This window comes from uncultured Brevundimonas sp., from assembly GCF_963974615.1.
In the GTDB taxonomy this organism is placed as follows: Bacteria; Pseudomonadota; Alphaproteobacteria; order Caulobacterales; family Caulobacteraceae; genus Brevundimonas.
On the sequence record NZ_CAXBDH010000014.1, the window covers coordinates 1 to 24,373 of the forward strand.

Sequence of the window (24,373 nt, forward strand, 5' to 3'; positions counted from 1 at the left end):
GGGGGGGGGGGGGGGGGGGGGGGGGGGGGGGGGGGGGCGGCGGGCCCGATCGGCCGCCGAAGGAAGGTCCGGGCTGCGAGAGAGCGGTGCCTATATGGCCACCGTTTCACCCCCATCCCAACCCTTCCCCCATCAAGGGGGAAGGGCTCTAGAGACTCGGCAGGTTGAGGCCGTGTTCGCGGGCGGCCTCCTTGGCGATGTCATAGCCGGCGTCGGCGTGGCGCATGACGCCGGTGGCCGGGTCGTTCCACAGGACGCGCTCCAGCCGTTTGGCGGCTTCGGGTGTGCCGTCGGCGACGATGACCACGCCCGAATGCTGGGAATAGCCCATGCCGACGCCGCCGCCGTGATGCAGCGAGACCCAGCTGGCCCCCGAGGCGGTGTTGAGCAGGGCGTTCAGCAGGGGCCAGTCGGACACGGCGTCGGAACCGTCAATCATTGATTCGGTTTCCCGATTGGGGCTGGCGACCGAGCCGGAGTCGAGATGGTCACGGCCGATGACGATCGGAGCGCTGAGCTCGCCCGAAGCGACCATGTCGTTGAACATCAGACCGGCACGATGGCGGTCGCCGAGGCCGATCCAGCAGATGCGGGCGGGCAGGCCCTGGAAGGCGATGCGTTCGGCGGCCATGTCCATCCAGCGATGCAGACCGGCGTTGTCGGGGAACAGCTTTTTCATCGCCGCATCGGTTTTGGCGATATCAGCCGGGTCGCCGGACAGGGCGGCCCAGCGGAACGGGCCGATGCCACGGCAGAACAGCGGGCGGATATAGGCGGGGACGAAGCCGGGGAAGTCGAAGGCGTTGCTCACCCCGGCGTCGAAGGCGACCTGACGGATGTTGTTGCCGTAGTCGGTGGTCGGGATGCCCATGGCCTGGAAGGCCAGCATGGCCTTGACGTGTTCGACGATGGAGCTGGTGGCCCCGGCGGTGACGGCGGCGGGGTCGGAGACGCGTCTGTCCTCCCACTCGGCCACGGTCCAGCCCTGGGGCAGATAGCCGTTGATCAGGTCGTGGGCGCTGGTCTGGTCGGTGACCAGATCGGGGCGGACGCCGCGCTGGACCAGTTCAGGCAGAACATCCGCTGCATTGCCCAACAGGCCGACCGATATGGCTTTTCCGTCTGTTTTCGCTTTGGCCAGCAGCGCCAGGGCCTCATCGAGGCTTTCGGCCATGACGTCGAGGTAGCGGGTCTTCAGACGCATCTCGATCCGGCTGCGCTGGCATTCGACGGCGAGGCAGGAGGCCCCGGCCATGGTCGCGGCCAGCGGCTGGGCCCCGCCCATGCCGCCAAGGCCGGCGGTCAGGATCCAGCGGCCGGTCCAGTCGCCGCCATAGTGCTGGCGGCCGGCCTCCATGAAGGTCTCATAGGTGCCCTGAACGATGCCCTGGGTGCCGATGTAGATCCACGACCCGGCCGTCATCTGGCCGTACATCATCAGACCCTTGCGATCGAGCTCGTTGAAATGCTCCCAGGTCGCCCATTTGGGCACGAGGTTGGAGTTGGCGATCAGCACGCGCGGGGCGTCGACGTGGGTGCGGAACACGCCGACCGGCTTGCCCGACTGGACCAGCAGGGTCTCGTCGGGCTCGAGTTCGCGCAGTTCGTGGACGATGCGATCGAAGCTGGGCCAGTCGCGCGCGGCCTTGCCGATGCCGCCATAGACTACGAGATCCTCGGGCCGTTCGGCCACCTCGGGATCGAGATTGTTCATCAGCATACGCAGGGCCGCCTCGGCCGCCCAGGTCTTCGCCGTCATCTCGGGGCCACGGGGCGCACGAATGACGCGGGTGTTCGGGGTTTGTTGAATCGTCATGGCGGCTTCATAGCCTCTTCTCCCACAGGGGAACAACGAAGCGGACATGGGGCATCGTCCGCGCCGATCTGACGACGATATGGAAGGGCAGGCGGAGCGCCGGGCCTTCGCCCGGTTGAACTGAAAAAATACCGTTTCGACGAAGGCTGACGCTCCGCGTGGAGATTTTCGACGAGCTTGCGGTCGGCAACGGTCTTACCGCCTAGCCGCACCGATCGCCGCGGGCGGGGCCGGGCCTGTGACCCGGTCCCGGAGCGGCCGGGGTATCCTCGCCCGACCCTGACCCCGCTCCCCCACTCCCGCCACACACCAGGTCGCAGGCCAGGCGGCCCTTCCTTGCGACGGGACGGTCGGAGTCTGGCACGGGCCGGGACCAGGGCGGGAAATTGGGGCGTGGAAAAGGTCAGGGGGTTGAAGGGGAAGGGGATTGGGGAGCGCCAATAGGGGGATTGTTGGCAAACACCTCGCATCGCCCTGCTGTCGTCATCCTCCGGCGAGGCGCAGCCGAGACCGGGGGACCCAGCGGCGCGGTCGCGTCAGCGATCGCGAAATCTATCCGTCGCATCGTGCCTGAACAGATCGCGCTATCGCGCGCCGCTGGGTCCCCCGGTCTGCGCCGCGCAGGCGCGGCTTGCCGGAGGATGACGAAAGCAAGAGGGGGATCGCTGCGAACACCCGGGAGGACAAGGCGGTGCCGCCATTCTCGACCCTCGGGCGGAGAAGGGGTTATGTGGGCGGATGACAGACTCAGACGCGCTCGGTTGGCCCTCCGTCGCCGATCTTCTCGGCCATCATCCCTATGCCGACGTCGCCCTGATCGGGGCCGGGCTGAATGAACGGTCGCTGACGCCGGGACGGTGTGATCTGGGGCCAAAGGCGCTGCGGGCGGTGCTGCCGCGCTTCTCGACCTATGATGTGGAGACGGGCGAGGCGCTGGACCTGCGCGTCCACGATGCGGGCGATGTGCCGCTGAAGGCGGTCACGCCGGCGGAGGCTTTCGAGCCTGTGCGTGAGGCGGTGGCGAATCAGGAGTCGCGGGCGCTGACCATCCTGATCGGCGGTAACAACGCCATCACCCGGCCCGGCGTGCACGGGATCGGGCTGGCGCGGTCGGGGTTGCTGACGCTGGACGCCCATTTCGACCTGAGGGACACCGATCAGGGCCTGACCAACGGCAATCCGGTCCAGGCCCTGCTGGAGGACGGCCTCGACGGGGCACGCATCAGCCAGATCGGCCTGGCCCCCTTCGCCAATACCAAACGGGCGCACGACAAGGCCAAGGCGGCGGGGATTTCGGTGCGGACGGCGCGGGAGTGCCGCGAACTGGGCACCGCAGTCGTGGTGGCACAGGAGCTGGCGCGGCTGGCGGCTCTGGTCGAGGTGATCTTCGTCGACTTCGACATCGATGTGATCGACCGCAGCCAGTGGCCGACCTCGCCGGGCGCACGGCCGGGCGGGATCAGCGTGCATGACTTCTTTGACGCCACCCGGGTGATCGGGGCCCATCCGAAGGTGAAGGCCGTGGACCTGACCGAATACGACCCGTCGCTGGAGATCGGCGATCTGGGCTCGCTGACCGCCGGGCGCTGGCTGTGCGAACTGCTGGCCGGGTTTGCGTCGCGATGAGCGGGCGCATTCAGAACCCCTCTCCCATGGGGAGAGGGGCAGGGGAGAGGGTGTACGGTAGTCGCCGTCTTTGCACCGTGACCCCTCACCCTTTCGCGCAAGGACGATCGCTGCGCGCTCGTGCGCTCAAGCCCTCTCCCGCCGGGAGAGGGTCATGAGACTTCTGATCGACTGTCACATCGCCACCATGGTTGCGGGCGGCGAACCCTATGGGGCGATCAAGGACGGGGCGATCCTGATCCGCGAGGGGCGGATCGTCTGGGTCGGGGCGCGGGCCGATCTGCCCGACCATGACGCGACAGAGACCGACCGGCTGGGCGGGATGTGGGTCACGCCGGGGCTGATCGACTGTCATACCCATCTGGTGTTCGGCGGGGATCGCTCGGGCGAGTTCGAACAGCGGCTGGGCGGGGCGACCTATGAAGAGATCGCCCGGGCCGGGGGCGGGATCGTCTCGACCGTCGCGGCGACGCGGGCGGCGTCGGAGGAGCAACTGTTCGACTCGGCCATGACCCGGCTGGACGGGCTGACCGCGACGGGGGTGACGACGGTTGAGATCAAGTCCGGCTATGGCCTCGACCGCGAGAGCGAGCTGAAGATGCTGCGCGTCGCCCGGCGTATCGGGGCCGAGACGAATGTGCGGGTGCGGACCAGCTATCTGGGTCTGCACGCGGTGCCGCCGGAGTGGAAGGCGGATCGCGGGCGCTATGTCGATCTGGCGGTGGACGAGATCCTGCCCGCGGCCCACGCCGAGGGGCTGGTCGACATGGTCGATGCCTATTGCGAGCCGATCGCCTTTTCGGTCGAGGAGGTGGCGCGGCTGTTCGACAAGGCGCGGGACCTGGGCCTGCCGGTCAAGCTGCATGCCGACCAGCTGTCCGACGGCGGTGGGGCGGCGCTGGCGGCGCGGTACGGGGCGCTGTCGGCCGACCATATCGAACACACGACCGAGGCCGGAGTGAAGGCGATGGCGCAGGCAGGCGTGGTCGCCGTGTTGCTGCCCGGGGCCTATCTGATGCTGCGCGAGACCACGCCGCCGCCGGTTCAGCTGTTGCGGGACCATGGGGTGGCCATGGCGGTGGCGACTGACTGTAACCCCGGCACCTCGCCGCTGGCCTCGATGACGGCGGCGCTGAACCTGGCCTGCGTGCAGTTCCGCCTGACGCCGGAGGAGGCGCTGGCCGGGGCGACGCGGGTTGCGGCGAAAGCGCTGGGGCTGGAGGCGGAGATCGGCACGATCGAGACCGGCAAGGTCGCGGATCTGGCGGTCTGGCAGGTCGAACGACCGGCCGAACTCTGTTACTGGCTGGGCAAACCGCTGCTTTTCTCGCGTTATTTCAATGGCTGGCCGGAGCAACCATGACCACCACGACAACCGATATCGTCATCCTTGGCGGCGGCCACAATGGACTGGTCTGTGCCTATTACCTGGCGAAGGCCGGTCTGAAGGTCACGGTGCTGGAGCGCCGTCACGTCGTCGGCGGGGCCGCGGTGACCGAGGAATTCCACCCGGGCTTTCGCAACTCCACCGCCAGCTACACGGTCAGCCTGCTGAACCCCAAGGTCATCGCCGACATGGACCTGGCCGGGCACGGTCTGAAGGTGGTCGAGCGACGCATGTCGAACTTCCTGCCGCTGGACGACGGGCGCTATTTCACGGCGGGGGAGGGGCGGACCAAGGCCGAGGTGGCGCGCTTCTCGGTCCGCGATGCCGAACGGCTGGGGGCCTATGAGACGCGGCTGGAGACGGTGGCGGCCATTCTTCGTGATCTGGTGTTGCAGGCCCCGCCGAACGTCGTCGAGGGTGGCTGGCTGGCGGCCCTGCCTGAGATGCTCAAGGCCGGATCGATCGGGCGTCGTGTGGCCGGTCTGGATGTGACCGGGCAGCGCGACCTGCTGGACCTGTTCACCAAATCGGCCGGGGACTGGCTGGACGGCTGGTTCGAGAGCGATCCGATCAAGGCCCTGTTCGGCTTCGACAGTATCGTCGGCAACTACGCCAGTCCCTATACGCCCGGCTCGGCCTATGTGCTGCTGCACCATGTGTTCGGCGAGGTGAACGGCCGCAAGGGCGTCTGGGGTCACGCCATCGGCGGCATGGGGTCGATCACCCAGGCGATGGCCAAGGCCTGTGCCGGGGTCGGGGTCGACATCCGGCTGGACGCGCCGGTGGCGGCGGTGCTGACGGAAAAGGGCCGGGCCGTCGGGGCGGTGACCGAGGCCGGCGACACGGTGCGGGGCCGGGCGGTGGTGTCGAACCTGCATCCGCGGCTGCTGTTCGACCGGTTGGTCGATCCGGCGGTGGTGCCCGCCGATTTTCAGGAGCGGATCGGCAACTATGCGTCCGGCTCCGGCACCTTCCGCATGAATGTGGCCCTGTCCGAGCTGCCGACGTTCACGGCCCTGCCCGAGGCGGGGGACCACCATACGGCCGGGATCATCATGGCCCCCAGCCTGGCCTATATGGACCGGGCCCATGCCGAGGCGCGGCTGAACGGCTGGTCATCAAAGCCGATCGTCGAAATGCTGATTCCGTCGACGCTGGATGACAGTCTGGCTCCGGCCGGACAGCATGTGGCCAGCCTGTTCTGCCAGCATGTCGACCCGACGCTGGCCGACGAACACCGGGATACGGTCGCGGATCTGATGATCGAGACGGTCGACCGCTACGCGCCTGGCTTCAAGGCCTCGGTGGTCGGGCGGCTGGCCCTGACCCCGAAGGATCTGGAACGGCGGTTTGGTCTGGTCGGCGGCGACATCTTCCACGGCAAGCTGGGTCTGGATCAGCTGTTCAGCGCCCGGCCGGTCATGGGCCATGCCGATCACCGGATGCCGGTGCCGGGCCTGTATCTGTGTGGATCGGGAGCCCATCCGGGCGGCGGGGTCACCGGCGCGCCGGGGCATAATGCGGCCCGGGCGGTGCTGAAGGACGTCAGACGGCGCTGATGCGATATTCCGCTGGGGCGTCAGACCAGACTGACGCCCATGGCCTTCATCAGGGCGTCGCGGATGCTGGCCTCGGTGAAGGGTTTCTGGATGGTCGGCTGGCCCTGCCATTCTTCCGGCAAACCGCCTTCGCCATAGCCGGTCGAGAAGACGAAGGGCACGCCGCGTTCCCTCAACGCGGTGGCGACCGGAAAGACCTGGACGCCGGCGACGTTGACGTCGAGCAGGGCCCCGTCGAGCGTTTCACTTTCGGCCAGGGTCAAACCTTCATCGACGCTGGAGGCAGGACCGACCGGGATGCAGCCCATGTCTTCAAGGATGGTCTCAAGCAGCATGGCGACAAGAGATTCGTCTTCGACGATCAGCACACGACGACCGTTCATTGCTGTAGTCATGCCGCTTCTCCCTGTGTCAGTGGAATCGAGATTTCTGCCTTGAATCCAGCCATCAGATAGCTGAAGTCAATGGCTCCGGCCAGATCGTGACGAACACTGCGCTCTATCAGCCGACTACCGAAACCCCGGCGTTTCGGTGGGGTTACCGGCGGGCCGTCGATCTCTTGCCATGATAGCTTGAGTTCCCTGTCCTCGAGCCCGGAGACGGACCAGTCGACCAGAACCCGTCCTTCCGCAGCGGACAGGGCTCCGAATTTGGCGGCATTGGTGGCCAGTTCGTGAAAGATCATCCCCAGGGCCAGCGCCGTGGTGGGAGCCAGGGCCACCGCCGGGCCGTTCAGCAGCACCCGCTGGAACCCGTGTGCTTCGGTCTCGTGCTGGAGAATGGCGTGGAGTTCAGCTCCCTCCCAGTGACTGCGGGTCAACAGGTCATGGGTATGGGACAGGGCCAGCAGTCGGGCCTGGAATGCATCCGCGAAATTGTGCGGATCGGCATGGGTCCGGGCTGTCTGCACGGCGATGGACTGAACCGTGGCCAGGGTATTTTTCACGCGGTGGTTCAGTTCATCGATCATCAATTTCTGCCGTTTTACGGCCAGAACGGTGTCGGTGACTTCGTGACCCTGAACGAAAATGCCGACGACCTCACCGGCATCATCCCGGATCGGCTGGTAGATGAAGTCCAGATACCGGGTTTCGAGCGGACCGTCGGCTGTCCGGCGCAACCTGACCGGGGCAGCGCGACCTTCAAGGGGTTCTCCGGTCTGGCGTACCCGGTCAAGCAGGGTAATAAATCCCTGTTCCCGGACTTCTGGCACAGCTTCAACAACCGGTTTTCCCACGATTTTTCTATTTCCAACCAGATGGTCATAGGCCGTGTTGCACATCTGAAATACGTGATCCGGCCCGGATACTACGGCGACGAAACCCGGGGCCTGCATGAACATTTCGAGCAGGCGATTGCGTTCGGTCTGGAGGCGCCGGTTGTCCTGCTGAACGTGTTCCGCCCGGGCCAGGACCTTGCCGCTGAGCACGCTATCGACGGCTGAACGGGCTTCCCGACCGGCGGCCTGCCGACGTAACACCTCGAGTTCGGTGATGTCGGTCGTATGTTGCAGAATATAGATTATCTCGCCTGACGCATCGCGGATCGGCGTGTTTGTCGCCGACCAGAAGCGTTCCTTGAGCACAGTCTCACCCGACGGCAGTACCGTCGGGATCGCGTAGCGGATCAGGGCCAGATGGTCGGGTTCACCCGATTTGAGGACCCTCTCGAACGACGCGCGAAGCTGGCGATTGTTTTCCTGCCCCTCGTCTGTCGGGCCGGCATCGAACATCTCAAACAGGTTCTTGCCCAGCAGCGCCTCGCGGGTGCTGCCGGTCACATCGAGATAGGCCTGGTTCATTCCCGCGAATTCGAAGGTCGGGGTGATCACCATGTAGGGATTGGGTGAGGCATCAAAAACGGCGGCCAGATCGACCGCCAGTGCACCTGATTTCGCCAGTTCTTTCAATGCCACCCTCAACCTGTCCCCGCCTGAACGTTCGATCGGCGCGAATGGTTCACTGATCGGGTGATGATTTTGGTCGACCGCCGTCGTCTGGGTCAGATCGCGCAATTGGGCTAGGGTCAGGCCATGGTTTTCGCCAGTCTGATCGCCGCGGTATTATTTCTCATGGTCCCAGCTGACACCCAGTCCACCGAGATGCGGCCGCGAGTCCGGATCGGGCAGGGGGAGTTGACCGGTCAGGTCGAGGCGGGGGGCCTCGCCTTCAAGGGCATTCCCTATGCCGCCCCGCCGGTGGGGCTGCTGCGGTGGAAAGCGCCGCAGCCGCCCGTGAACTGGTCGGGAATACGGGACGCGTCGGTCGTCGGTCCGATCTGCATCCAGCCGCCGTCCGGCGGCGACCCCGGGGTCGGGCCCCTGCCGATGAGTGAGGACTGCCTGACCCTGAACGTCTGGGCTCCCGAGGAGCGCGAAGGGCCGCTGCCGGTCATGGTCTGGGTCCATGGCGGCGGGCTGAACAACGGGTCCGGCACGGCGGCCCTGTATGACGGGGCGGCCCTGGCCCGGCGCGGCGTGGTCGTGGTGACGATCAACTACCGGCTGGGGCGGCTGGGGTTCTTTGCCCATCCGGCCCTGAGCGCCGAGGCGGGCAGTGAGGGTCTGGTCGGCAACTACGGGCTGGCCGACATCATCGCCAGTCTGGAATGGGTGCGGGACAATATCGCGACCTTCGGTGGCGATCCGGGCAAGGTTACCATCTTCGGGGAGTCCGCCGGCGGGGCGGCGGTTCTGCGTCTGATGATCGCCGAACCGGCGCGCGGGCTGTTTCATCGGGCCGTGGTGCAGTCGGGGCTGGGCCGGGAGCAGGGCACGCCGGTGTTCACGGGCCAGGCCGGGCGGCCGTCGCTGGAAGCGCGGGGTGCGGCGTTTGCGGCGTCGCTGGGACTGGCGGATGCGACCGTCGACCAGTTGCGCGCCGTTCCCGCCGAGGCTTTTCTGACGCCCGCACCCAGCTTCTACGGCGGGGATCTGCTGATTATCGACGGGTCCGATGGCGGCGGGTTGATCGACGAGGATGTGGAGCCCGCCTTTGCGGCCGGATTGCAGGCACCGGTCCCGTTGATCATCGGCACCAACAGCGCCGAGTTCTGGTGGATGAAGCCGTCCGAGCTCAGCCCCTATGGCGAGATCGACGACGCATTGACGTCGGAGGAACGCGCCGCCTTCCTGACCGCCTATGGCGGCGAGGACGGCTACAATGCCCATGTGGTCAGCGACCTGGCCTTCAACGAACCGGCCCGGCAACTGGCGCGACTGCACGCCCGGGCGGGCAATCCGACCTTTCTCTATCGTTTTGATGTGGTGTCGGCCGCCATGCCGGAACCCCACGCCGGGGCCACCCACGCGTCCGAACGGCCTTATGTGTTCGACAATCTGTCCGCCTCGTCCTGGGCGGTAGAGGAGCGGGACCAGCGGGCGGCGACGGTGATGGCGGACTACTGGACCGGATTTGCGACGACCGGTGACCCGAACGGGGGCGGACGACCCGTCTGGCCGGAATACCGGGCCACCCGGGGGCGACTGCTGATGTTCAGCAATGACGGTCCTGTGGCTATGGCGGTACCCTTTGCCGACCGGTTGGACCTGATCGAGGCCTTCTACGCCCGGACCCGCTAGCTGCGATCAGGCGGCCAGGCGGAACGGTTCGGCCTGTGGCGCGGGTTCGGCCGCGGCGGCGCGGAACTCGTCCCACAGGGCATCTTCGTCTGAGTAACGGGCACTGGCGGCGGCATCGATGACATCGACGACCTGCTCTTCCAGCCGGTCCCAGATGACCGCGAGGTCGGAACAGCCGTCGGCCTCGCAGGGCACGATCAGATAGCGATTGGCCGAGACGGCGGCGTGGGGGGCGAAGGCGCGGGCCATGGGGAACTCCTGAAGCGGGGTGGCTTGCTGATGAGCCTACTTTGCGACAGTGTTGCGCCAGAAACGGACGTATTGGATCGAGCGAGCCGATGAGACACGACAAGGCAGCGATGGTCATCGATCTGGCCCGGCATATGGCGGCCAGTGCCGAGGGGCTGACCCTCGACGAGATGGCGACGGAAATGCGGGTCGGACGGCGCACGGCCGAGCGCATGCGTGACGCGGTGCTGATGCTGTTTCCCGCGGTGGAGGAGGTGTCCGATCCGCCGAGCAAGCGCTGGCGTATCCGCGGCGGGCTCTCTGCCTTTGAACAGGCCCCGACGACGACCGAACTGGTTGAACTGACCAAGGCGGCCCAGGGCCTGCGGACGGCCGGGGAGCCGGGCCGGGCTGCGGCGCTGGAGGGGTTGGAGCGCAAGCTCAAATCGGCGATGCGTTCGACCACGCTGAACCGGCTGGCCCCCGATCTCGAGGCGCTGATCCGGGCCGAGACCATCGCCGTTCAGGCCGGGCCGCGACCGTCGGCGGACGAGGCCGTGCTGGCCGAGATCCGCGGCGCGGTCCTGGCCGGGCGGCCGCTGGGCTTCACCTATTCGCGACCGGGAGCCGAGGCGCGGCGCCGCAGCGTGGCCCCGTGCGGGGTGATGTTCGGCCGGGCCAACTATCTGGTCGGGGCTGACCGGGAAAGCGGCCGCATCCAGACCTTTCGCCTCGACCGGATGAGCGCGGTCGAGGCCCTGGACGGGATCGCCGCCCCGCCCGCCGACTTCGACCTGCAGGCCTTCGCCAGCCAGTCGTTCGGCATCTATCAGGACGAGATCGAGGATGTGGTGCTGCGGGTTACGCCCGAAGGGGCGGACGAGGCCCGGGCCTGGCGCTGGCATCCGACCCAGACGCTGGCGGATGAGGCGGACGGATCGGTGATCGTGCGCTTCCGCGCCAGCGGCATGCGCGAACTGGCCTGGCATCTGTTCAGCTGGGGCGAGCGGGTGGCGATCGTCGCGCCACAGCGGTTGAAGGCCGTGATGGCCGGGGAACTGGCGGCGGCCGGGCGCGCTCTGGAGCGGGCGACACAGACGGAGAGCGGCGGCTGACGCTGTCGGCCCAAACCGTTGTCGTGAAATGTTGCGGAGCTTCGAACCCATGCGTTTTCCTTTCGGCCTCATCGCCGCCGTCGTCACCGGCCTGCTGAGCCTGAGCGGGTGTGCGGCTGCGGGAGACGGCATGAGTCGATTCCGCGAGCCGGCCTATGCCGCGCTGGAGCCCGTGGCGGTAACGGTGACCCGTGACGGGTCGCGCTGGACCGCCGCGTTCGACCTGGATCGGGACGCGCCGGTCTGGGCCTTCCGGGAGTCGGCCCTGCTGAAAGAGTCGCGCCAGCCCTGGCGGCCCCAGCAGTGGACGGTCGAGACCCCGGGCGTGGTGATGGAACGGCACGGCTTCTACGATGTCCTGCGGGCCGTGGACGGGGGGCCGGTGCCACGACAGGTGCGGATCAGCCTGCGTCCGGAGTCGGGGGATCTGGAGGGAGCCTATAATCCGGCGCTGATCTTTTCTGACGGGTCGGTCGCCCTGGCCTCGGGTCAGTTCGATCTGATGCCCTATGCAGGCATAGCCGAGGTCACGGCCCTGCCGCAGGACCTGAACGGTCTGGCGTTGCCGGGGGCCCCGTCGCGCGTGACCTGGATCGACCGGGCGGGGCCGGTGCTGTTCAACGGCCGGCGGCAGCAGGCCCCCACGGCGGAGGATGCGCGCACCTATGTGCTGTTCGGGACGGCACGTCTGGTGGACAGCGAACGGCTGGCCATGGTCGCCGACCCCGCCCTGCCGTCCTGGATCGGCGGCGAGATCGAGGCCTTCGCGCCGCGCCTGACGGATTATTATACGGCACGACTGGGGCCGGGGCAGACGGAAAAGCCGACCGTCATGGTCAGCTGGTCGGGCACGCGTGACGGCATGACCAGTATGGGCGGCAGTGTTCTGCCGGGTCTGATCGTTCTGAGCTTCGAGGGGGGCGGGGTGCTGACCCGGTCGGACAAGGTTCTGACGGCCGCGCGCTGGTTTATGGGGCATGAGACGGCCCATTTCTGGCTGGGCCAGGCTGTGCGTTATGAATACGCCCGTGAGGCCTGGATCACCGAAGGCGGGGCCGACCTGATGGCGATCCGCGCCCTGGCGGCGGTGGACCCGACCTATGACCCGCGCGATCAGCTGCAGGGCGAGGTCGACGACTGCATCACCCTGGGGGGCGACGGCAGCCTTGCCAACGCCGGGTCGCGGGGTGAGCACCGGGCCTACTACGCCTGTGGTGCGGTGTTCGCGCTGGCGGCGGAGGCGGCCCAGCGTCGGCAGAACGGCGGGGGCTGGTTCGACTTTCTCAGGCCGTTGCTGGACGCCAATCGCACCGACGGCGTCCTGACCCGGGCGGAATGGCTGGCGGCGCTGACCCGAGTGTCACGGGACCCGTCGCTGGCGCTGGATATCGGCCGGATGCTGGACCAGGGCACCCGCGACCCAGCAGCGGTGATCGCCCGGCTGTTCGAGCGGACCGGGGTGGCTCATCGACGCGACGGCAGCCGGATTGTGCTGGAGTTCAACGGGACGCAAACGGGTAGGGGCTGACCGATTTGGACCAGTCGTCGACCGTCAGCGGCCGATCGACCGGCGGGGCGGCCCGTTCGGCACAGGGGTGGCGGTGGCACAGGCGGCAGGCGGGGCCGATCGGGGTCACCTCGGGGGCCGCGAGGTCGAGGCCGTGCGCATAGACCAGCCGGTGGGCGTGCTTCAGCTCGCAGCCGAGGCCGACGGCCAGATCCTGACCCTCGCTGAAGGCATCATGCCCCTGACGGTCGACGGTGCGGGCCAGGGTGAACCAGCGGCCGCCGTCGGGTGTCTCGATGATCTGGGTGACGATGCGGCCGGGCGTACGGAAGGCGCTGTGCAGCCGCCAGCGCGGGCAGGTCCCGCCGAAGCGGGAGAAGGGAAACGCCCCGGACGCAAAGCGTTTGGAGATATTCCCGGCCTGATCGACCCGCATGAGGAAGAACGGCACGCCGCGCGCGGTCGGTCGCGACAGGGTGGTCAGCCGATGGGCCACCTGTTCGAAACTGACCCCGAAGCGGGCTTGTAGCCGGGCGATGTCGCTGCCGGTCGCCTCGGCCAGCTGCTGGAAGGCGGCGTAGGGCATCAGGATGGCGGCAGCCAGGGTGTTGGTCAGTGACACCTTGAGCAGGTGCCGGGTCGCGTCGTCGGGCGTGGCGGCGGCCTCGACCATGGTGGTGAGATCAGCGTCGTGTTCGATCAGGGCCAGCTGATAGGCAGCGGCGAAGGCGCGCGAGGTCGGCCCCAGCGTCTCGGACAGCAACAGGCGTCGACGGTGCGGATCGAAGCGCCGGGTCCATTCCACCATCACCTCGGCCGGCATGATCTTGACCGTCAGGTTGTGACGGGCGGCCAGTCGGGCGCGGGCCGCGGCCTCGAAATCGTCGGCGGTGACGGCTGGTTCAGCGAACAGGGCTGTGTGCAGGGTCTCGCCGAGGGCGTCGAGGTCGGGAAAGTGGTTGCGACGCTCCTGGATATGTTCGCGGACCCAGTCGGCCGGGGTTTCCTCGAGGCCACTGCCGCCATGCTCCGCCCCGGCGCGGTCACGGGTGCGTCGGTCGGAAAAGGCGCGATACAGACGCACCAGGGCGTCGGCGGCCCCGGGGGCGTCATCGGCCAGTTGCAGGATCTCGTGACGCGGCACGGTCAGGCCGTTGAACATCGGATCGGCGAACACTTCGGCCAGTTCGGCCTCGCCGGCCCCGCCCTGCTGGTTGAGCGCGCGCAGATCGACGTCGTAGGTCTCGGCCAGTCGCAGCAACAGCTGGGCAGTGACCGGGCGCTGATTGCGCTCAATATGGTTCAGATAGCTGGGTGAAACCCCGAGGTCGCCGGCCATGGCGGTCTGGGTCAGGGTCAGCTCGCGCCGCAGCCGCTTGAGGCGGCCGCCGAGGAACAGCTTGCGATCGGCGCTGACATTCATGACGGGATTAAGTCACAAAATGACCGGAAAGCAAGTGTCATATTATGACTAAATGACCCGATGAGACTGACCGATAGTGTATCAAACGTGACTTATGCGTGTTCTTCTGCTTGAAACCGGCGGCGCTCCAGCTGCCTTCGAGCAGAGACGCATCATGACCACCTTCGCCGACCTCGTCCCCACCGCCCCGGCCGGTCGTTTCGACGGCATCGAGCGTCCCTATTCGGTCGAGGACGTGCTGAAGCTGCGTGGCTCGGTCACCGTGGCCCAGACCCTGGCCGAGCGCGGGGCCAACCGGCTGTGGGAGTTGCTGCACAGCGAGCCCTATATCAATGCCCTGGGCGCTGTGACGGGCAACCAGGCCATGCAGATGGTCCGCGCCGGGCTGAAGGCCATCTATCTGTCTGGCTGGCAGGTCGCCGCCGATGCCAATACCGCCGGGGCCATGTATCCGGACCAGTCGCTGTACCCGGCCAATGCCGCGCCGGAGCTGTGCCGCCGCATCAACCGCACCCTGCAGCGCGCGGACCAGATCGAGCACGGCGAGGGCGGAGCCAAGCGCGACTGGTTCGCGCCGATCGTCGCCGATGCCGAGGCCGGTTTCGGCGGGCCGCTGAACAGCTTCGAGATCATGAAGGCCTTCATCGAGGCGGGGGCCGCCGGCGTCCATTTCGAGGACCAGCTGGCCAGTGAGAAGAAATGCGGCCATCTGGGCGGCAAGGTGCTGATCCCGACCCAGGCGCATGAGCGCAATCTGGTCGCCGCGCGTCTGGCCGCCGACGTCATGGGCGTGCCGACCATCACCGTGGCCCGTACGGACGCCGAGAGCGCCCAGCTGATCACCTCGGACGTCGACGAGCGGGATCGCCCGTTCATCGACCGTGACAACCGTACACCGGAAGGCTTCTTCCGCCTGAAGGCGGGCACGGGGCTGGATCACTGCATCGCGCGCGGCCTGTCCTACGCCAAGATCGCTGACCTGCTGTGGTGGGAGACCTCCCACCCCGATCTGGACGATGCGAAGAAGTTCGCCGAGGCGGTGCAGAAGGCGCATCCGGGTAAGCTGATGGCCTACAACTGCTCGCCATCGTTCAACTGGAAGGCCAAGCTGGACGAGGCGACGATCGCCAAATTCCAGCGTGAGCTGGGGGCCATGGGCTACAAGTTCCAGTTCGTGACCCTGGCCGGCTTCCACAGCCTGAACAACGGCATGTTCGAACTGGCCAGCGGCTACCGCGATCGCGGCATGTCGGCCTATTCCGAGCTGCAGCAGCGCGAGTTCGACAATGAGGCCGCCGGCTACACGGCCACCCGCCACCAGCGCGAGGTCGGCACCGGCTATTTCGATCAGGTGGCCACCGTCATCTCGGGCGGCCAGTCGTCGACCACTGCCATGAAGGAATCCACCGAAACCGCCCAGTTCATTGCCGCTGAATAGGAGAGGAGACCGTTATGGAACCCCTGGAACGCCCTAAGGCCATCATTGATTTCTGTCTGGCCCCGCTGGACCTCGATCCCCAGTCCGAGGCCGCCCGTGAGGTACGCCGCCGGCTGGAGCATGTGATCAAGACCTTCCAGACCAAGGCCGCCCGGCCGATTGCCGTGGACTTCTCGTCCATGCCCTCGCAGGTCATCAACGAGGCGGCCCACGGCTATGAGTGAGACACGCGTGTCCGGACGATAAATGTCGTCGGTGCGGGCCGCCGGACGCCCGCGCAACCGATAGCCCTATTCGATCATGGCACCGGGCGGGCGGTCGATCTGACCGGCTTCATCCGCGGGCCGGTCGGCTGCGGCGGACCCCGGGTACTCCAGAACCAGGCCCAGCAGCTCCCGGGCATTGAACGGTTTGGCCACATGGAGGTCGGCTCCGGCCGCTTCCGCCGCCTCGATATGTTCGCCCAGGGCATTGGCGGTCAACATGACGATTGGGGTGCGGGGGGTGCCCATGGCAGCTTCGTGCAGGCGGATTTCGCGGGTCGCTGTCAGGCCATCCATCACCGGCATCTGCATGTCCATCAGGACCAGGTCGAATTTCCGGCTCCGGAAAGCTTCCAGCGCCTCGACTCCGTTTTCGGCCATGGTGAGTTCGACGCCGGCCTGCGCCAGGATCAGTTCCACGACCTTGCGGTTGGTCGGATGGTCATCGGCCAACAGGACACGAATGTTCGCTGTGCCCTGATTTTCCCGGACCGGGACCTGTTCGTCGTCGGTGATCTCCGGGGCCTGCGCCACGCGCAGGGGAATGGTCAGGATGAAGGTGGAGCCTCCGCCAGGCTCGCTTTCACAGTCCATCTCGCCGTCCATCATGGTGGCCAGCTGGTGTGAGATGGCAAGACCGAGACCGGATCCACCAAAGCGCCGGGTAATGGCACCGTCCGCCTGTTCGAACCGGCTGAACAAGCGCTCGCGTGTTTCGCTGTCGAAACCGATACCGGTATCCTCGACGGTGAACCGGAGGGTTCTGGTCTCGCCGCGGCAGGGGCCCGGCGCGACGCTCAGGGTGACAAATCCCGAGGTTGTGAATTTTACGGCGTTTGAAACGAGGTTGGTCAATATCTGCTTGAGACGAACGACGTCACCGAAGACCCAACGCTCTACGTCCGGTGCGATCTCAACGTAGAATTGAAGCCCTTTTTCCTGGGCCGTTGCCGCATAGAGCTGACCCGCCTCTGTGACGGCCCGGATCAGGTCATAACCCTCTTCGGTCAGAGCCAATCGTCCCGACTCGACCCGGGCAAGGTCGAGGATGTCGCTGAGAAGGGCCTGGAGGGTGTTTCCTGACGAATGGATCAGCTCCAGCATCTCTTGTTGCTGGGGTGACAGCTCAGTTTCAGCCAGTGCCTGCGCGATGCCGATGACCCCGTTCAGCGGGGTGCGGATCTCATGGCTCATATTGGCCAGAAACTGGCTCTTGGCCATGTTTGCCGCTTCTGCAGCGTCACGGGCTTCTGCCAGATTCTGGGCGGCGAGCTTCAGTTCGGTGATGTCGTTGATGACGGTGACGATACCGCCGGCGGCGCTTCGCCGATCCGCGACGCGTAACCAGCGATCGCCCGCGATATGCTGTTCCATGGTCATCGAAAGCTCGCGGCGGGTGGCCATGCGTTCGGCGACCCACTCCTCCTCGCGGCCCTTGGCCTGCGCGTACAGGCCTTCGTCGAGCCCGAGTTGGATGATTTCCCGAAAGCTAAGCCCCGCCTTCAATCTGGTGCCCAGTTCCGGGTTGAGGTCTGCGTAGCGGCTGTTCCAGAGCACCAGCCGATCATCCGCATCGAAGAAGGCCAGACCATCCGGCATGGCTTCGATCGCTTCGCGGATCTGCGCCAGGGCTCCGGAGCGGGCGGCCCATCCCATCCCGCTGATCACGCCAGCGACGGTAATAATGGTCAGGACCATTCCGGCAACCATGACCCCCATGACGGTTGCCGACACGCCATTCGAGCCCGGCAAGACGCCGGGTTCGGTGACCAGGCTGATCGAGTCCATGACGGTTATGTGGAACCAGAGAATGCTCAGGGTGGCCCCAAGGACCGTTGCGAGGAATCGTCGCCAACCCGGGCCATAGACCAGCCCGGCGCTCGTCAGTGCAGCCGCCAGACCGCCTCCGACGGCCAAAACGATGAGTCCGGGGTCGAAGACAAGGTGTCCGGGCACTTCAAGCGCCGCGACACCGGTGAAATGCATAGCGACCAGACCGAGAAAGCCAATGGCCGCGCTACCGGCTCGACGCCGACGACTGTTTCCGGCGAGAACGACCGTTATGGCCGCAAACATCGACGCAATGGCCGCAGCGAACGAAATCAGCGTCAGTCCAATGTTGTAGTGCATGGTGGCGGTCCAGTGATCGCCCTGCATTCCGGTGAAATGGGTCGCGAATATCGACAGCCCCCCGATCAGGGCGGCCAGCGCCACGGTGGTCCGGCGGCGAGGTCCTGTCTGCCCGCGAGCCACGGCCACCAGATGAAGGGCGGAGCCCAGACCCAGAGTGCAGATCATCCCCACCAGGGCGAACGACCGCCAGTCCTGATGGATAATCAGATGCTCGACAATTCCGGCCACGTTGCCCCCTATATCTGAGCAAAGAATTCCAGAAAGGCGTGAATAAAGAATGGTACAGAACCGAAAATAGCGTCGGTTCGTCGTCCCGGAATCCATGCAAGGGTCGCCGTCAGAGGTGATCTTCTGTACCGAAGTGCCTGTTCGCGAGCCCAGATGCCCCTCGATTTACCCCCATCACCCGCCGCAACCACTCTCGCTTCACGGCGCGCGACGGCATGGGCCAGCGCGGGCATCCCTGTCGCGATCATGATGGCTCTGGCGATCATTCACCCCGCGCTGATGTCGTGGTTGATCGGCGCGTCGGCGCTGGTTGCCGGATCTGTCTGGTGGATCAACCGTCGACGACCTGATTCCGGCCCGGCCTACGCCTTGCCTGAGACGGTGGGACCCACCGCTCAAATCGCCGATGTCGAGCTTCTGGAGGCCCTGTTTGAGGCGTTGAGTGATCCGGTGATGGTAATCTCCGGCGACGAGCCGGCCGATATTGCGGATCGACGTGTGGTGCTTGCCAACGCCGCAGCCCGTGAGCTTTTCCGTATCCCGCGGGAAGGGACCCTGCTGATATCGGTATTGCGCGATCCGCAGGTGTTGGAAGCGATCGATGAGGCGCTGTTCGGCGGTGTGTCGCGCGCGACTGAATATTTTGTTCGTGATCGCTACTGGAGGGCCTCGACGGGGGCGCTGACCTCAGGAAAATCCGGCAGGCTGGGGTTGGTCGTGTTGCAGGATGAAACTGATGTGCGGCGCATGGAGCTGATGCGGGTCGATTTTCTGGCCAACGCCAGTCATGAGTTGCGTACTCCGCTGGCGTCACTGTCCGGTTTCATCGAGACTCTGAAGGGGCATGCCAGGGACGACGAACAGGCCCGGGACCGGTTTCTGGATATCATGACCATCCAGGCCGATCGCATGAGCCGGCTGGTTGCCGACCTGCTGTCCCTGAGCCGGATCGAGCTCAATGAGCATGTTCCGCCCTCGGGTCTGGTCGATCTGGCCGGGGTCTGCCGGGATGTGATGGACGCGGTCAGTGTGCTGTCGGACGACCGGGGCATCCGGGTTCAATTGACCGAAGACGATCAGCGGCCCGCGCCGGTCCACGGGGATCGCGACGAAATCATTCAGGTCGTTCAGAACCTTGTAGACAATGCGACAAAATACTCTCCGGCAGGGGGGGTGGTGGAGATTGCTATCCGTCGGGACATCAGCCTGACCGAGGCCTCGGCACCCTGGTCAGGAGAAAACCGGGGCGATGGAGCCACGCGTCTGCCTCTGGTGACGCCGGGTCGGGTTGCCGGTATGCACTATATGGCTGTTATCGTCCGCGATCACGGTCCGGGCCTGGCGCGCGAGCACCTGCCGCGTTTGACCGAGCGATTCTATCGGGTCGAGGGCCAGAAGAGCGGCGAGCGGGCCGGCACCGGTCTGGGGCTGGCGATCGTCAAACATATCGTCAACCGTCATCGTGGCGGACTGACCGTGGAAAGTGCGCCCGGGCAGGGCGCGAAGTTCACGGCCTATTTTCCGGCAGCGGGCGACCTCTGACAACGTAACAGAACTGTCACGTCACCGTCGTAATCCGCCAACCAATCACGGGCATCTATCGCCTGCGGCAGACCGGACGACCGGTTCGACCTGATTCGACGCTCCCCTGGATGTTGATGAGCTTGATTCTGATATTTCTTTTGTCCGGCCTCGCGGCGGCAGCCTATTTCGGCGGCCGCCGGCTTGCGCGACTGCGCGGGGCCCAGGCCCGGGCTGAAGGGCTGTCGTCGCATTCCCGCTCAGGGCATCACGGTCTTTACGCGATGATCTGGACTGTCGTTCCGGTGTTGGTGGTGCTGATCGCGGCCAATGTGTTTTCGGGACCGATCGAGCACCGGTTGACGGTTGCCGGGGCTTCGAACGAGATCAACCAGCTGGGGCCGTACCGCCGCGAGGCGTTCTTTCATGATGCGTGGCGGGTTGGTGCCGGACAACAGGCCGAGCAGATATGGCCGGCTCCCCTGGCTGCGGAACTGCAGTCGGAGGGACACCGCGCGGCCAGAATTCATGTGATGCTGACGGCGGCCGGTCTGGTCGGAGCCTTGCTCGCGGGCCTGGTGGGCGCGCTCTTTGTATTCAACCAGATCCGACCGGGCATGCGGGCCCGTAATCGTGTCGAAAGCTGGATTGTCGGCCTGTTGTTCGCCTGTTCTGCGGTGGCGGTTCTGACGACCATCGGCATCATTTCCTCGCTGCTGTACGATTCTGTCCGTTTCTTCTCCAGCGTGCCGATCACCGAGTTTCTGTTCGGTACCAAATGGAGTCCGCAGACGGCCATACGGGCTGACCAGATCGGTTCGTCGGGAGCCTTCGGGGCCCTGCCGCTGTTTGCCGGCACCTTCCTGATCATGGGTATCGCCATGCTGGTCGCCGCCCCGGTCGGCCTGTTTTCAGCGATTTATCTGTCCGAGTACGCCGGCCCCAACATGCGGGCGGTGATCAAGCCTCTGCTGGAGGTTCTCGCGGGCGTGCCGACCGTGGTCTACGGGTTTTTTGCAGCCCTGACCGTGGGGCCGCTGTTTCGCGGCTTTTTCAACGGTCTCGGTGCCCATCTGGTCAACGGCCCTCTGGACGGCATCGGTCACTATCTGATGCTGGTGCAAAACCAGATGGCGCTGGTTGCCGGTGCCGTCATGGGGATCATGCTGATCCCGTTCGTTTCGTCCCTGTCCGACGACATCATTAATGCCGTGCCCCAGAGCCTGCGTGACGGCTCCTATGCCATGGGAGCCACCCAGTCGGAGACCGTCACGCGCGTGTTGTTGCCGGCCGCCTTGCCGGGTGTGGCCGGTGCCATGTTGCTGGCGATGTCGCGGGCTATCGGTGAGACCATGATTGTCACCATGGCCGCCGGTCTGGCCGCCAAATTGACGATCAATCCCCTGGATACGGTGACGACCGTGACGGTTCAGATCGTCACCCTGCTGACCGGCGACCAGGAGTTCAACAGTCCCAAGACCCTGGCCGCCTTCGGGCTGGGGCTGACCCTGTTTCTGGTGACCCTGATGCTCAATATTGTGGCCCAGCGCATCGTCCAGACCTATCGGCAGCAGTATGACTGAGGCTTCTCCCGAAAATAACGCGCAGCAGGTGCGTGACGCCGGTGTTGACCGCCTGCAGGCAGGCCTCAAGCGCCGTTACGCCCGGGAGCGGCGTTTCAAGCTGTATGGGCGGCTGGCGATCGCCGTCGCGATCGGCTTCCTCTTGCTGCTGCTGGGCCGGATCATCGAGCAGGGCCACACAGCCTTTTATGCTCACACGGTAACGATCCCGGTCTTTATCGATCCGGCCCGCGTGGATCGAAACTATCCGGCAGGAACCAATTTCGAGCAGATGGTGGCCGAGCAGACACTGGCCCGGTTCCATGTTGAGGACGATGCTGCGGGATCACGAACCACGGCCATGCGGGGTTTGTTTTCCACCGAGCTGAAGTACCTGATCGCCGATCGCCTGCAGAAAGAGCCCGGACTTATCGGTCAGACCATCCAGGTCGCCGCGCCGATGTCGGACGACGCGGATCTCTATTTCAAGGGGAACATCCTGAGGACGACACCGGCCAACCAGCGCCGCCTCAGCGACCAGCAGATCGACTGGCTGGACCGGATGAAGACCGAGGGCATGGTCTCTGCCCATTTCAACACAGCGCTTTTTACCAATGGCGACTCGACCGAACCTGAGCTGGCGGGTGTGCTGGGGGCCGTGGTCGGTTCGGCCCTGATGCTTCTGGTGACGGCGTTGATCGCCATTCCGCTGGGTGTGGGGGCAGCCGTCTATCTTGAGGAGTTTTCGCCGCGGAACCGCCTGTCGGACCTGATTGAGGTCAACATCAACAATCTCGCGGCCGTGCCCTCGATCGTCTATGGTCTGTTGGGGCTGGCCCTGTTCATCAACTGGATGCACCTGCCGCGATCTTCGCCGCTTGTCGGCGGGCTGGTGCTGGCATTGATGGCGCTGCCGACCATGATTATCGCCACGCGTTCGGCGCTGAAGGCGGTACCGCCGTCGATCCGGGAGGCGGCCCTGGCCATGGGAGCCAGCCGGACCCAGACCGTGTTTCATCATACCCTGCCGCTGGCCATGCCGGGCGTGATGACCGGCGGGATCATTTCCATGGCTCATGCCCTGGGTGAGACGGCCCCGCTGCTGCTGATCGGTATGGTCAGTTTCGTCCCGGGTGTGCCTACCGCAATCGATCAGCCGACCGGTGCGCTGCCGTCCCTGATCTATATCTGGGAGAATGCTTCGGAGCGGGCGTTCCATGAGCGGACCGCAGCGGCCATTCTGGTGCTCCTTGGCTTCATGATCGTCATGAACGCCGGCGCGATTCTGCTGCGCCGGCATTTCGAACGCCGGTGGTAAACGTGATGAATTTCGATGTCTTTCGTGCGCCGGACGGTCGTGAGGGTGGCGAGTCCGACACATTGTCGGGGGCGTCCGCGGATTCGTCCGTGCGTCGGACGGATGCTGCGCCCGGCCCGGGTATCCACCGGCTGCAACCCTCGGGGGCGGCTGGCTCGGATGAGCCGACCAAGATCGCCGCGGGTGACGTCTCGGTCTTCTACGGGGACAAGCAGGCGCTGTTCGATGTGGCGCTGGACATTCCCGACAAGACGGTGACGGCGCTGATCGGTCCGTCCGGTTGTGGCAAGTCGACCTTTCTGCGGACGATGAACCGTATGAACGACACGATCCCCGGCTGCCGGGTCACGGGGCGGATCGAGATCGATGGCGCGGACATCAACGCCAAATCGGTCGACCCGGTGCTGCTGCGGGCGCGGGTCGGGATGGTGTTCCAGAAGCCGAACCCGTTCCCCAAGACCATCTATGAGAACGTGGCCTATGGGCCGAAAATCCATGGGCTGACCAGCTCCAAGGCGGAGCTGGACGAGGTCGTCGAGAGCTCACTGAAGCGGGCCGGGCTGTGGGAAGAGGTCGCCGATCGGCTGCAGTCCGCGGGCACAGGCCTGTCGGGCGGCCAGCAGCAGCGTCTGGTCATCGCCCGGGCCATCGCGGTCAATCCTGAAGTGATCCTGATGGACGAGCCCTGTTCGGCGCTGGATCCGATTGCGACCGCGAAGATCGAGGAACTGATCGACGAGCTGCGCGAGCGCTACTGCATCGTCATCGTCACCCACTCCATGGCCCAGGCGGCCCGGGTCAGTCAGCGTACGGCCTTCTTCCATCTTGGCCGATTGATCGAGACCGGATCGACCGAGGACATCTTCACCAACCCGCGCGAGCGTCGCACGCTCGACTACATCACCGGCCGTTACGGCTAGAATCGACGCTCGAGATGAACCAGCACACCGTTAAGGCCTATGGCGACGAGCTTAATCAGCTCACGGCGGAAGTCGCGCGCATGGGCGGTCTTGCCGAAGCCCAGGTGGCCGATGCCGTTGACTCAGTCGCGCGCCGGGACGTGGCCCTGGGGCGGGCGGTCGTGGAACGGGACGCCCGGCTCGACGCCATGCACCGGGACATCGAGAAGAAGGCCATTCGCCTGATCGCCCTGCGCCAGCCGGTCGCCAGCGACCTGCGCAAGACCCTGTCGGCGATGAAGCTGGCGGTTGACCTCGAACGCACCGGCGATCTGGCCCGCAACATCGCCAAGCGCGGACTGGTGCTGGCCGAGGGCGAGCCGATGCAGCCCCTGACCCGGTCGATCGAGCGAATGGGCAAATTGGTCTCGACGCGGATGCGCGATGTGCTGGACGCCTATACCGCCGGTGAGGTGGACCGGGCCCTGGCGGTGTGGAGCACCGACGACGAGGTCGACGAGCATTACAATGCCCTGTTCCGCGAATTGCTGACCTATATGATGGGCGATCCGAGGACGATCGGGGCCTGTACCCACCTGCTGTTCATCGCCAAGAACCTGGAACGGATTGGCGACCACGCGACCAACATCGCCGAGTCGATCCACTATGAGATCACCGGCGAGGAGATCGTCGGTGACCGGCCGCGCTGGACCCCGACGCCCGACGACGCCGCAGCCCCGATCACCGACCCCGACGCCCAGTAGCTGAAC

At 65.8% G+C, this 24,373-nt stretch carries 19 protein-coding genes; 13 read left to right on the plus strand and 6 right to left on the minus strand.

What is annotated here, in order from left to right; translation table 11 throughout:
* Window positions 1-148: 148 nt before the first annotated feature.
* Window positions 149-1,816 carry a urocanate hydratase gene (hutU, locus tag AAC050_RS10765; protein ID WP_339915087.1) on the minus strand — a complete coding sequence of 556 codons (1,668 nt, stop codon included), beginning with the start codon at window positions 1,814-1,816 and terminating at the stop codon, window positions 149-151.
* A 738-nt stretch (window positions 1,817-2,554) separates the two neighbouring features.
* Between hutU and AAC050_RS10770 the strand changes: the two genes are divergently transcribed.
* From AAC050_RS10770 to AAC050_RS10780, 3 genes are all read left to right on the plus strand, one after another.
* On the plus strand, window positions 2,555-3,442 hold the full coding sequence (locus AAC050_RS10770; protein WP_339915088.1) for an agmatinase family protein: 888 nt from the start codon (window positions 2,555-2,557) through the stop codon (window positions 3,440-3,442).
* Between the two features lie 154 nt (window positions 3,443-3,596).
* On the plus strand, window positions 3,597-4,805 hold the full coding sequence (hutI, locus tag AAC050_RS10775; protein ID WP_339915089.1) for an imidazolonepropionase: 1,209 nt from the start codon (window positions 3,597-3,599) through the stop codon (window positions 4,803-4,805).
* Window positions 4,802-6,388 (plus strand): NAD(P)/FAD-dependent oxidoreductase, encoded by a 1,587-nt coding sequence (locus AAC050_RS10780; protein ID WP_339915090.1) that lies wholly within the window; start codon window positions 4,802-4,804, stop codon window positions 6,386-6,388. The genes hutI and AAC050_RS10780 overlap by 4 nt, the downstream gene beginning before the upstream one ends.
* A gap of 20 nt (window positions 6,389-6,408) precedes the next feature.
* On the opposite strand, the gene AAC050_RS10785 is transcribed toward AAC050_RS10780, so the two are convergent.
* Both AAC050_RS10785 and AAC050_RS10790 read right to left on the minus strand, forming a co-directional pair.
* On the minus strand, window positions 6,409-6,783 hold the full coding sequence (locus AAC050_RS10785) for a response regulator (RefSeq protein ID WP_339915091.1): 375 nt from the start codon (window positions 6,781-6,783) through the stop codon (window positions 6,409-6,411).
* The gene (locus tag AAC050_RS10790; RefSeq protein WP_339915092.1) at window positions 6,780-8,303 is read right to left on the minus strand and encodes an HWE histidine kinase domain-containing protein; all 1,524 of its coding nucleotides are present in this window, start codon (window positions 8,301-8,303) and stop codon (window positions 6,780-6,782) included. Before AAC050_RS10790 ends, AAC050_RS10785 begins: the two co-directional genes overlap by 4 nt.
* A gap of 117 nt (window positions 8,304-8,420) precedes the next feature.
* Between AAC050_RS10790 and AAC050_RS10795 the strand changes: the two genes are divergently transcribed.
* Window positions 8,421-9,968: a carboxylesterase family protein gene (locus AAC050_RS10795; protein ID WP_339915093.1), complete on the plus strand. Its 1,548-nt coding sequence runs from the start codon at window positions 8,421-8,423 to the stop codon at window positions 9,966-9,968.
* Window positions 9,969-9,974: 6 nt separating this feature from the next.
* Here AAC050_RS10795 and AAC050_RS10800 read toward each other — a convergent pair whose 3' ends face one another.
* On the minus strand, window positions 9,975-10,217 hold the full coding sequence (locus tag AAC050_RS10800; RefSeq protein ID WP_339915094.1) for a hypothetical protein: 243 nt from the start codon (window positions 10,215-10,217) through the stop codon (window positions 9,975-9,977).
* Window positions 10,218-10,306: 89 nt separating this feature from the next.
* Between AAC050_RS10800 and AAC050_RS10805 the strand changes: the two genes are divergently transcribed.
* On the plus strand, window positions 10,307-11,311 hold the full coding sequence (locus tag AAC050_RS10805) for a WYL domain-containing protein (RefSeq protein ID WP_339915095.1): 1,005 nt from the start codon (window positions 10,307-10,309) through the stop codon (window positions 11,309-11,311).
* A gap of 49 nt (window positions 11,312-11,360) precedes the next feature.
* On the plus strand, window positions 11,361-12,839 hold the full coding sequence (locus AAC050_RS10810; protein ID WP_339915096.1) for a hypothetical protein: 1,479 nt from the start codon (window positions 11,361-11,363) through the stop codon (window positions 12,837-12,839).
* Here the strand turns inward: AAC050_RS10810 and AAC050_RS10815 are convergent.
* Window positions 12,811-14,241: a short-chain fatty acyl-CoA regulator family protein gene (locus AAC050_RS10815; protein WP_339915097.1), complete on the minus strand. Its 1,431-nt coding sequence runs from the start codon at window positions 14,239-14,241 to the stop codon at window positions 12,811-12,813. The two genes, AAC050_RS10810 and AAC050_RS10815, sit on opposite strands and share 29 nt — an antisense overlap.
* A gap of 154 nt (window positions 14,242-14,395) precedes the next feature.
* Between AAC050_RS10815 and aceA the strand changes: the two genes are divergently transcribed.
* The gene (gene aceA / locus AAC050_RS10820; protein ID WP_339915098.1) at window positions 14,396-15,679 is read left to right on the plus strand and encodes an isocitrate lyase; all 1,284 of its coding nucleotides are present in this window, start codon (window positions 14,396-14,398) and stop codon (window positions 15,677-15,679) included.
* A gap of 14 nt (window positions 15,680-15,693) precedes the next feature.
* Window positions 15,694-15,903, plus strand: coding sequence for a hypothetical protein (locus AAC050_RS10825; RefSeq protein WP_339915099.1), 210 nt, complete (start codon window positions 15,694-15,696; stop codon window positions 15,901-15,903).
* A gap of 66 nt (window positions 15,904-15,969) precedes the next feature.
* Here AAC050_RS10825 and AAC050_RS10830 read toward each other — a convergent pair whose 3' ends face one another.
* Window positions 15,970-18,303, minus strand: a complete 2,334-nt coding sequence (locus AAC050_RS10830; RefSeq protein ID WP_339915100.1) for an ATP-binding protein — start codon at window positions 18,301-18,303, stop codon at window positions 15,970-15,972.
* A gap of 246 nt (window positions 18,304-18,549) precedes the next feature.
* On the opposite strand from AAC050_RS10830, the gene AAC050_RS10835 reads away from it, so the two are divergent.
* The 5 genes from AAC050_RS10835 (at window position 18,550) to phoU (ending at window position 24,367) form a co-directional block, all read left to right on the plus strand.
* Window positions 18,550-19,845: an ATP-binding protein gene (locus tag AAC050_RS10835; RefSeq protein WP_339915101.1), complete on the plus strand. Its 1,296-nt coding sequence runs from the start codon at window positions 18,550-18,552 to the stop codon at window positions 19,843-19,845.
* Between the two features lie 116 nt (window positions 19,846-19,961).
* Window positions 19,962-21,407 carry a phosphate ABC transporter permease subunit PstC gene (pstC, locus tag AAC050_RS10840; RefSeq protein WP_339915102.1) on the plus strand — a complete coding sequence of 482 codons (1,446 nt, stop codon included), beginning with the start codon at window positions 19,962-19,964 and terminating at the stop codon, window positions 21,405-21,407.
* Window positions 21,400-22,704 carry a phosphate ABC transporter permease PstA gene (pstA, locus tag AAC050_RS10845; protein ID WP_339915103.1) on the plus strand — a complete coding sequence of 435 codons (1,305 nt, stop codon included), beginning with the start codon at window positions 21,400-21,402 and terminating at the stop codon, window positions 22,702-22,704. Before pstC ends, pstA begins: the two co-directional genes overlap by 8 nt.
* 5 nt (window positions 22,705-22,709) lie before the next feature.
* Window positions 22,710-23,624 carry a phosphate ABC transporter ATP-binding protein PstB gene (pstB, locus tag AAC050_RS10850; RefSeq protein WP_339915104.1) on the plus strand — a complete coding sequence of 305 codons (915 nt, stop codon included), beginning with the start codon at window positions 22,710-22,712 and terminating at the stop codon, window positions 23,622-23,624.
* A 14-nt stretch (window positions 23,625-23,638) separates the two neighbouring features.
* Entirely contained in the window at window positions 23,639-24,367 is a 729-nt protein-coding gene (gene phoU / locus AAC050_RS10855; RefSeq protein WP_339915105.1) for a phosphate signaling complex protein PhoU, read from the plus strand.
* Window positions 24,368-24,373 lie beyond the last annotated feature (6 nt).

What these genes read in the sequence shown, in the direction of transcription:
- AAC050_RS10785 (WP_339915091.1), bottom strand. Translation starts at nt 6,783, where the DNA reads ATGACTACAGCAATGAACGGTCGTCGTGTGCTGATCGTCGAAGACGAA.
- pstA (WP_339915103.1), top strand. Translation starts at nt 21,400, where the DNA reads ATGACTGAGGCTTCTCCCGAAAATAACGCGCAGCAGGTGCGTGACGCC.
- AAC050_RS10795 (WP_339915093.1), top strand. Translation starts at nt 8,421, where the DNA reads ATGGTTTTCGCCAGTCTGATCGCCGCGGTATTATTTCTCATGGTCCCA.
- phoU (WP_339915105.1), top strand. Translation starts at nt 23,639, where the DNA reads ATGAACCAGCACACCGTTAAGGCCTATGGCGACGAGCTTAATCAGCTC.
- AAC050_RS10825 (WP_339915099.1), top strand. Translation starts at nt 15,694, where the DNA reads ATGGAACCCCTGGAACGCCCTAAGGCCATCATTGATTTCTGTCTGGCC.
- AAC050_RS10780 (WP_339915090.1), top strand. Translation starts at nt 4,802, where the DNA reads ATGACCACCACGACAACCGATATCGTCATCCTTGGCGGCGGCCACAAT.
- hutU (WP_339915087.1), bottom strand. Translation starts at nt 1,816, where the DNA reads ATGACGATTCAACAAACCCCGAACACCCGCGTCATTCGTGCGCCCCGT.
- AAC050_RS10805 (WP_339915095.1), top strand. Translation starts at nt 10,307, where the DNA reads ATGAGACACGACAAGGCAGCGATGGTCATCGATCTGGCCCGGCATATG.
- pstB (WP_339915104.1), top strand. Translation starts at nt 22,710, where the DNA reads ATGAATTTCGATGTCTTTCGTGCGCCGGACGGTCGTGAGGGTGGCGAG.
- pstC (WP_339915102.1), top strand. Translation starts at nt 19,962, where the DNA reads ATGAGCTTGATTCTGATATTTCTTTTGTCCGGCCTCGCGGCGGCAGCC.
- aceA (WP_339915098.1), top strand. Translation starts at nt 14,396, where the DNA reads ATGACCACCTTCGCCGACCTCGTCCCCACCGCCCCGGCCGGTCGTTTC.
- AAC050_RS10800 (WP_339915094.1), bottom strand. Translation starts at nt 10,217, where the DNA reads ATGGCCCGCGCCTTCGCCCCCCACGCCGCCGTCTCGGCCAATCGCTAT.
- AAC050_RS10815 (WP_339915097.1), bottom strand. Translation starts at nt 14,241, where the DNA reads ATGAATGTCAGCGCCGATCGCAAGCTGTTCCTCGGCGGCCGCCTCAAG.
- hutI (WP_339915089.1), top strand. Translation starts at nt 3,597, where the DNA reads ATGAGACTTCTGATCGACTGTCACATCGCCACCATGGTTGCGGGCGGC.
- AAC050_RS10810 (WP_339915096.1), top strand. Translation starts at nt 11,361, where the DNA reads ATGCGTTTTCCTTTCGGCCTCATCGCCGCCGTCGTCACCGGCCTGCTG.
- AAC050_RS10770 (WP_339915088.1), top strand. Translation starts at nt 2,555, where the DNA reads ATGACAGACTCAGACGCGCTCGGTTGGCCCTCCGTCGCCGATCTTCTC.
- AAC050_RS10835 (WP_339915101.1), top strand. Translation starts at nt 18,550, where the DNA reads ATGATGGCTCTGGCGATCATTCACCCCGCGCTGATGTCGTGGTTGATC.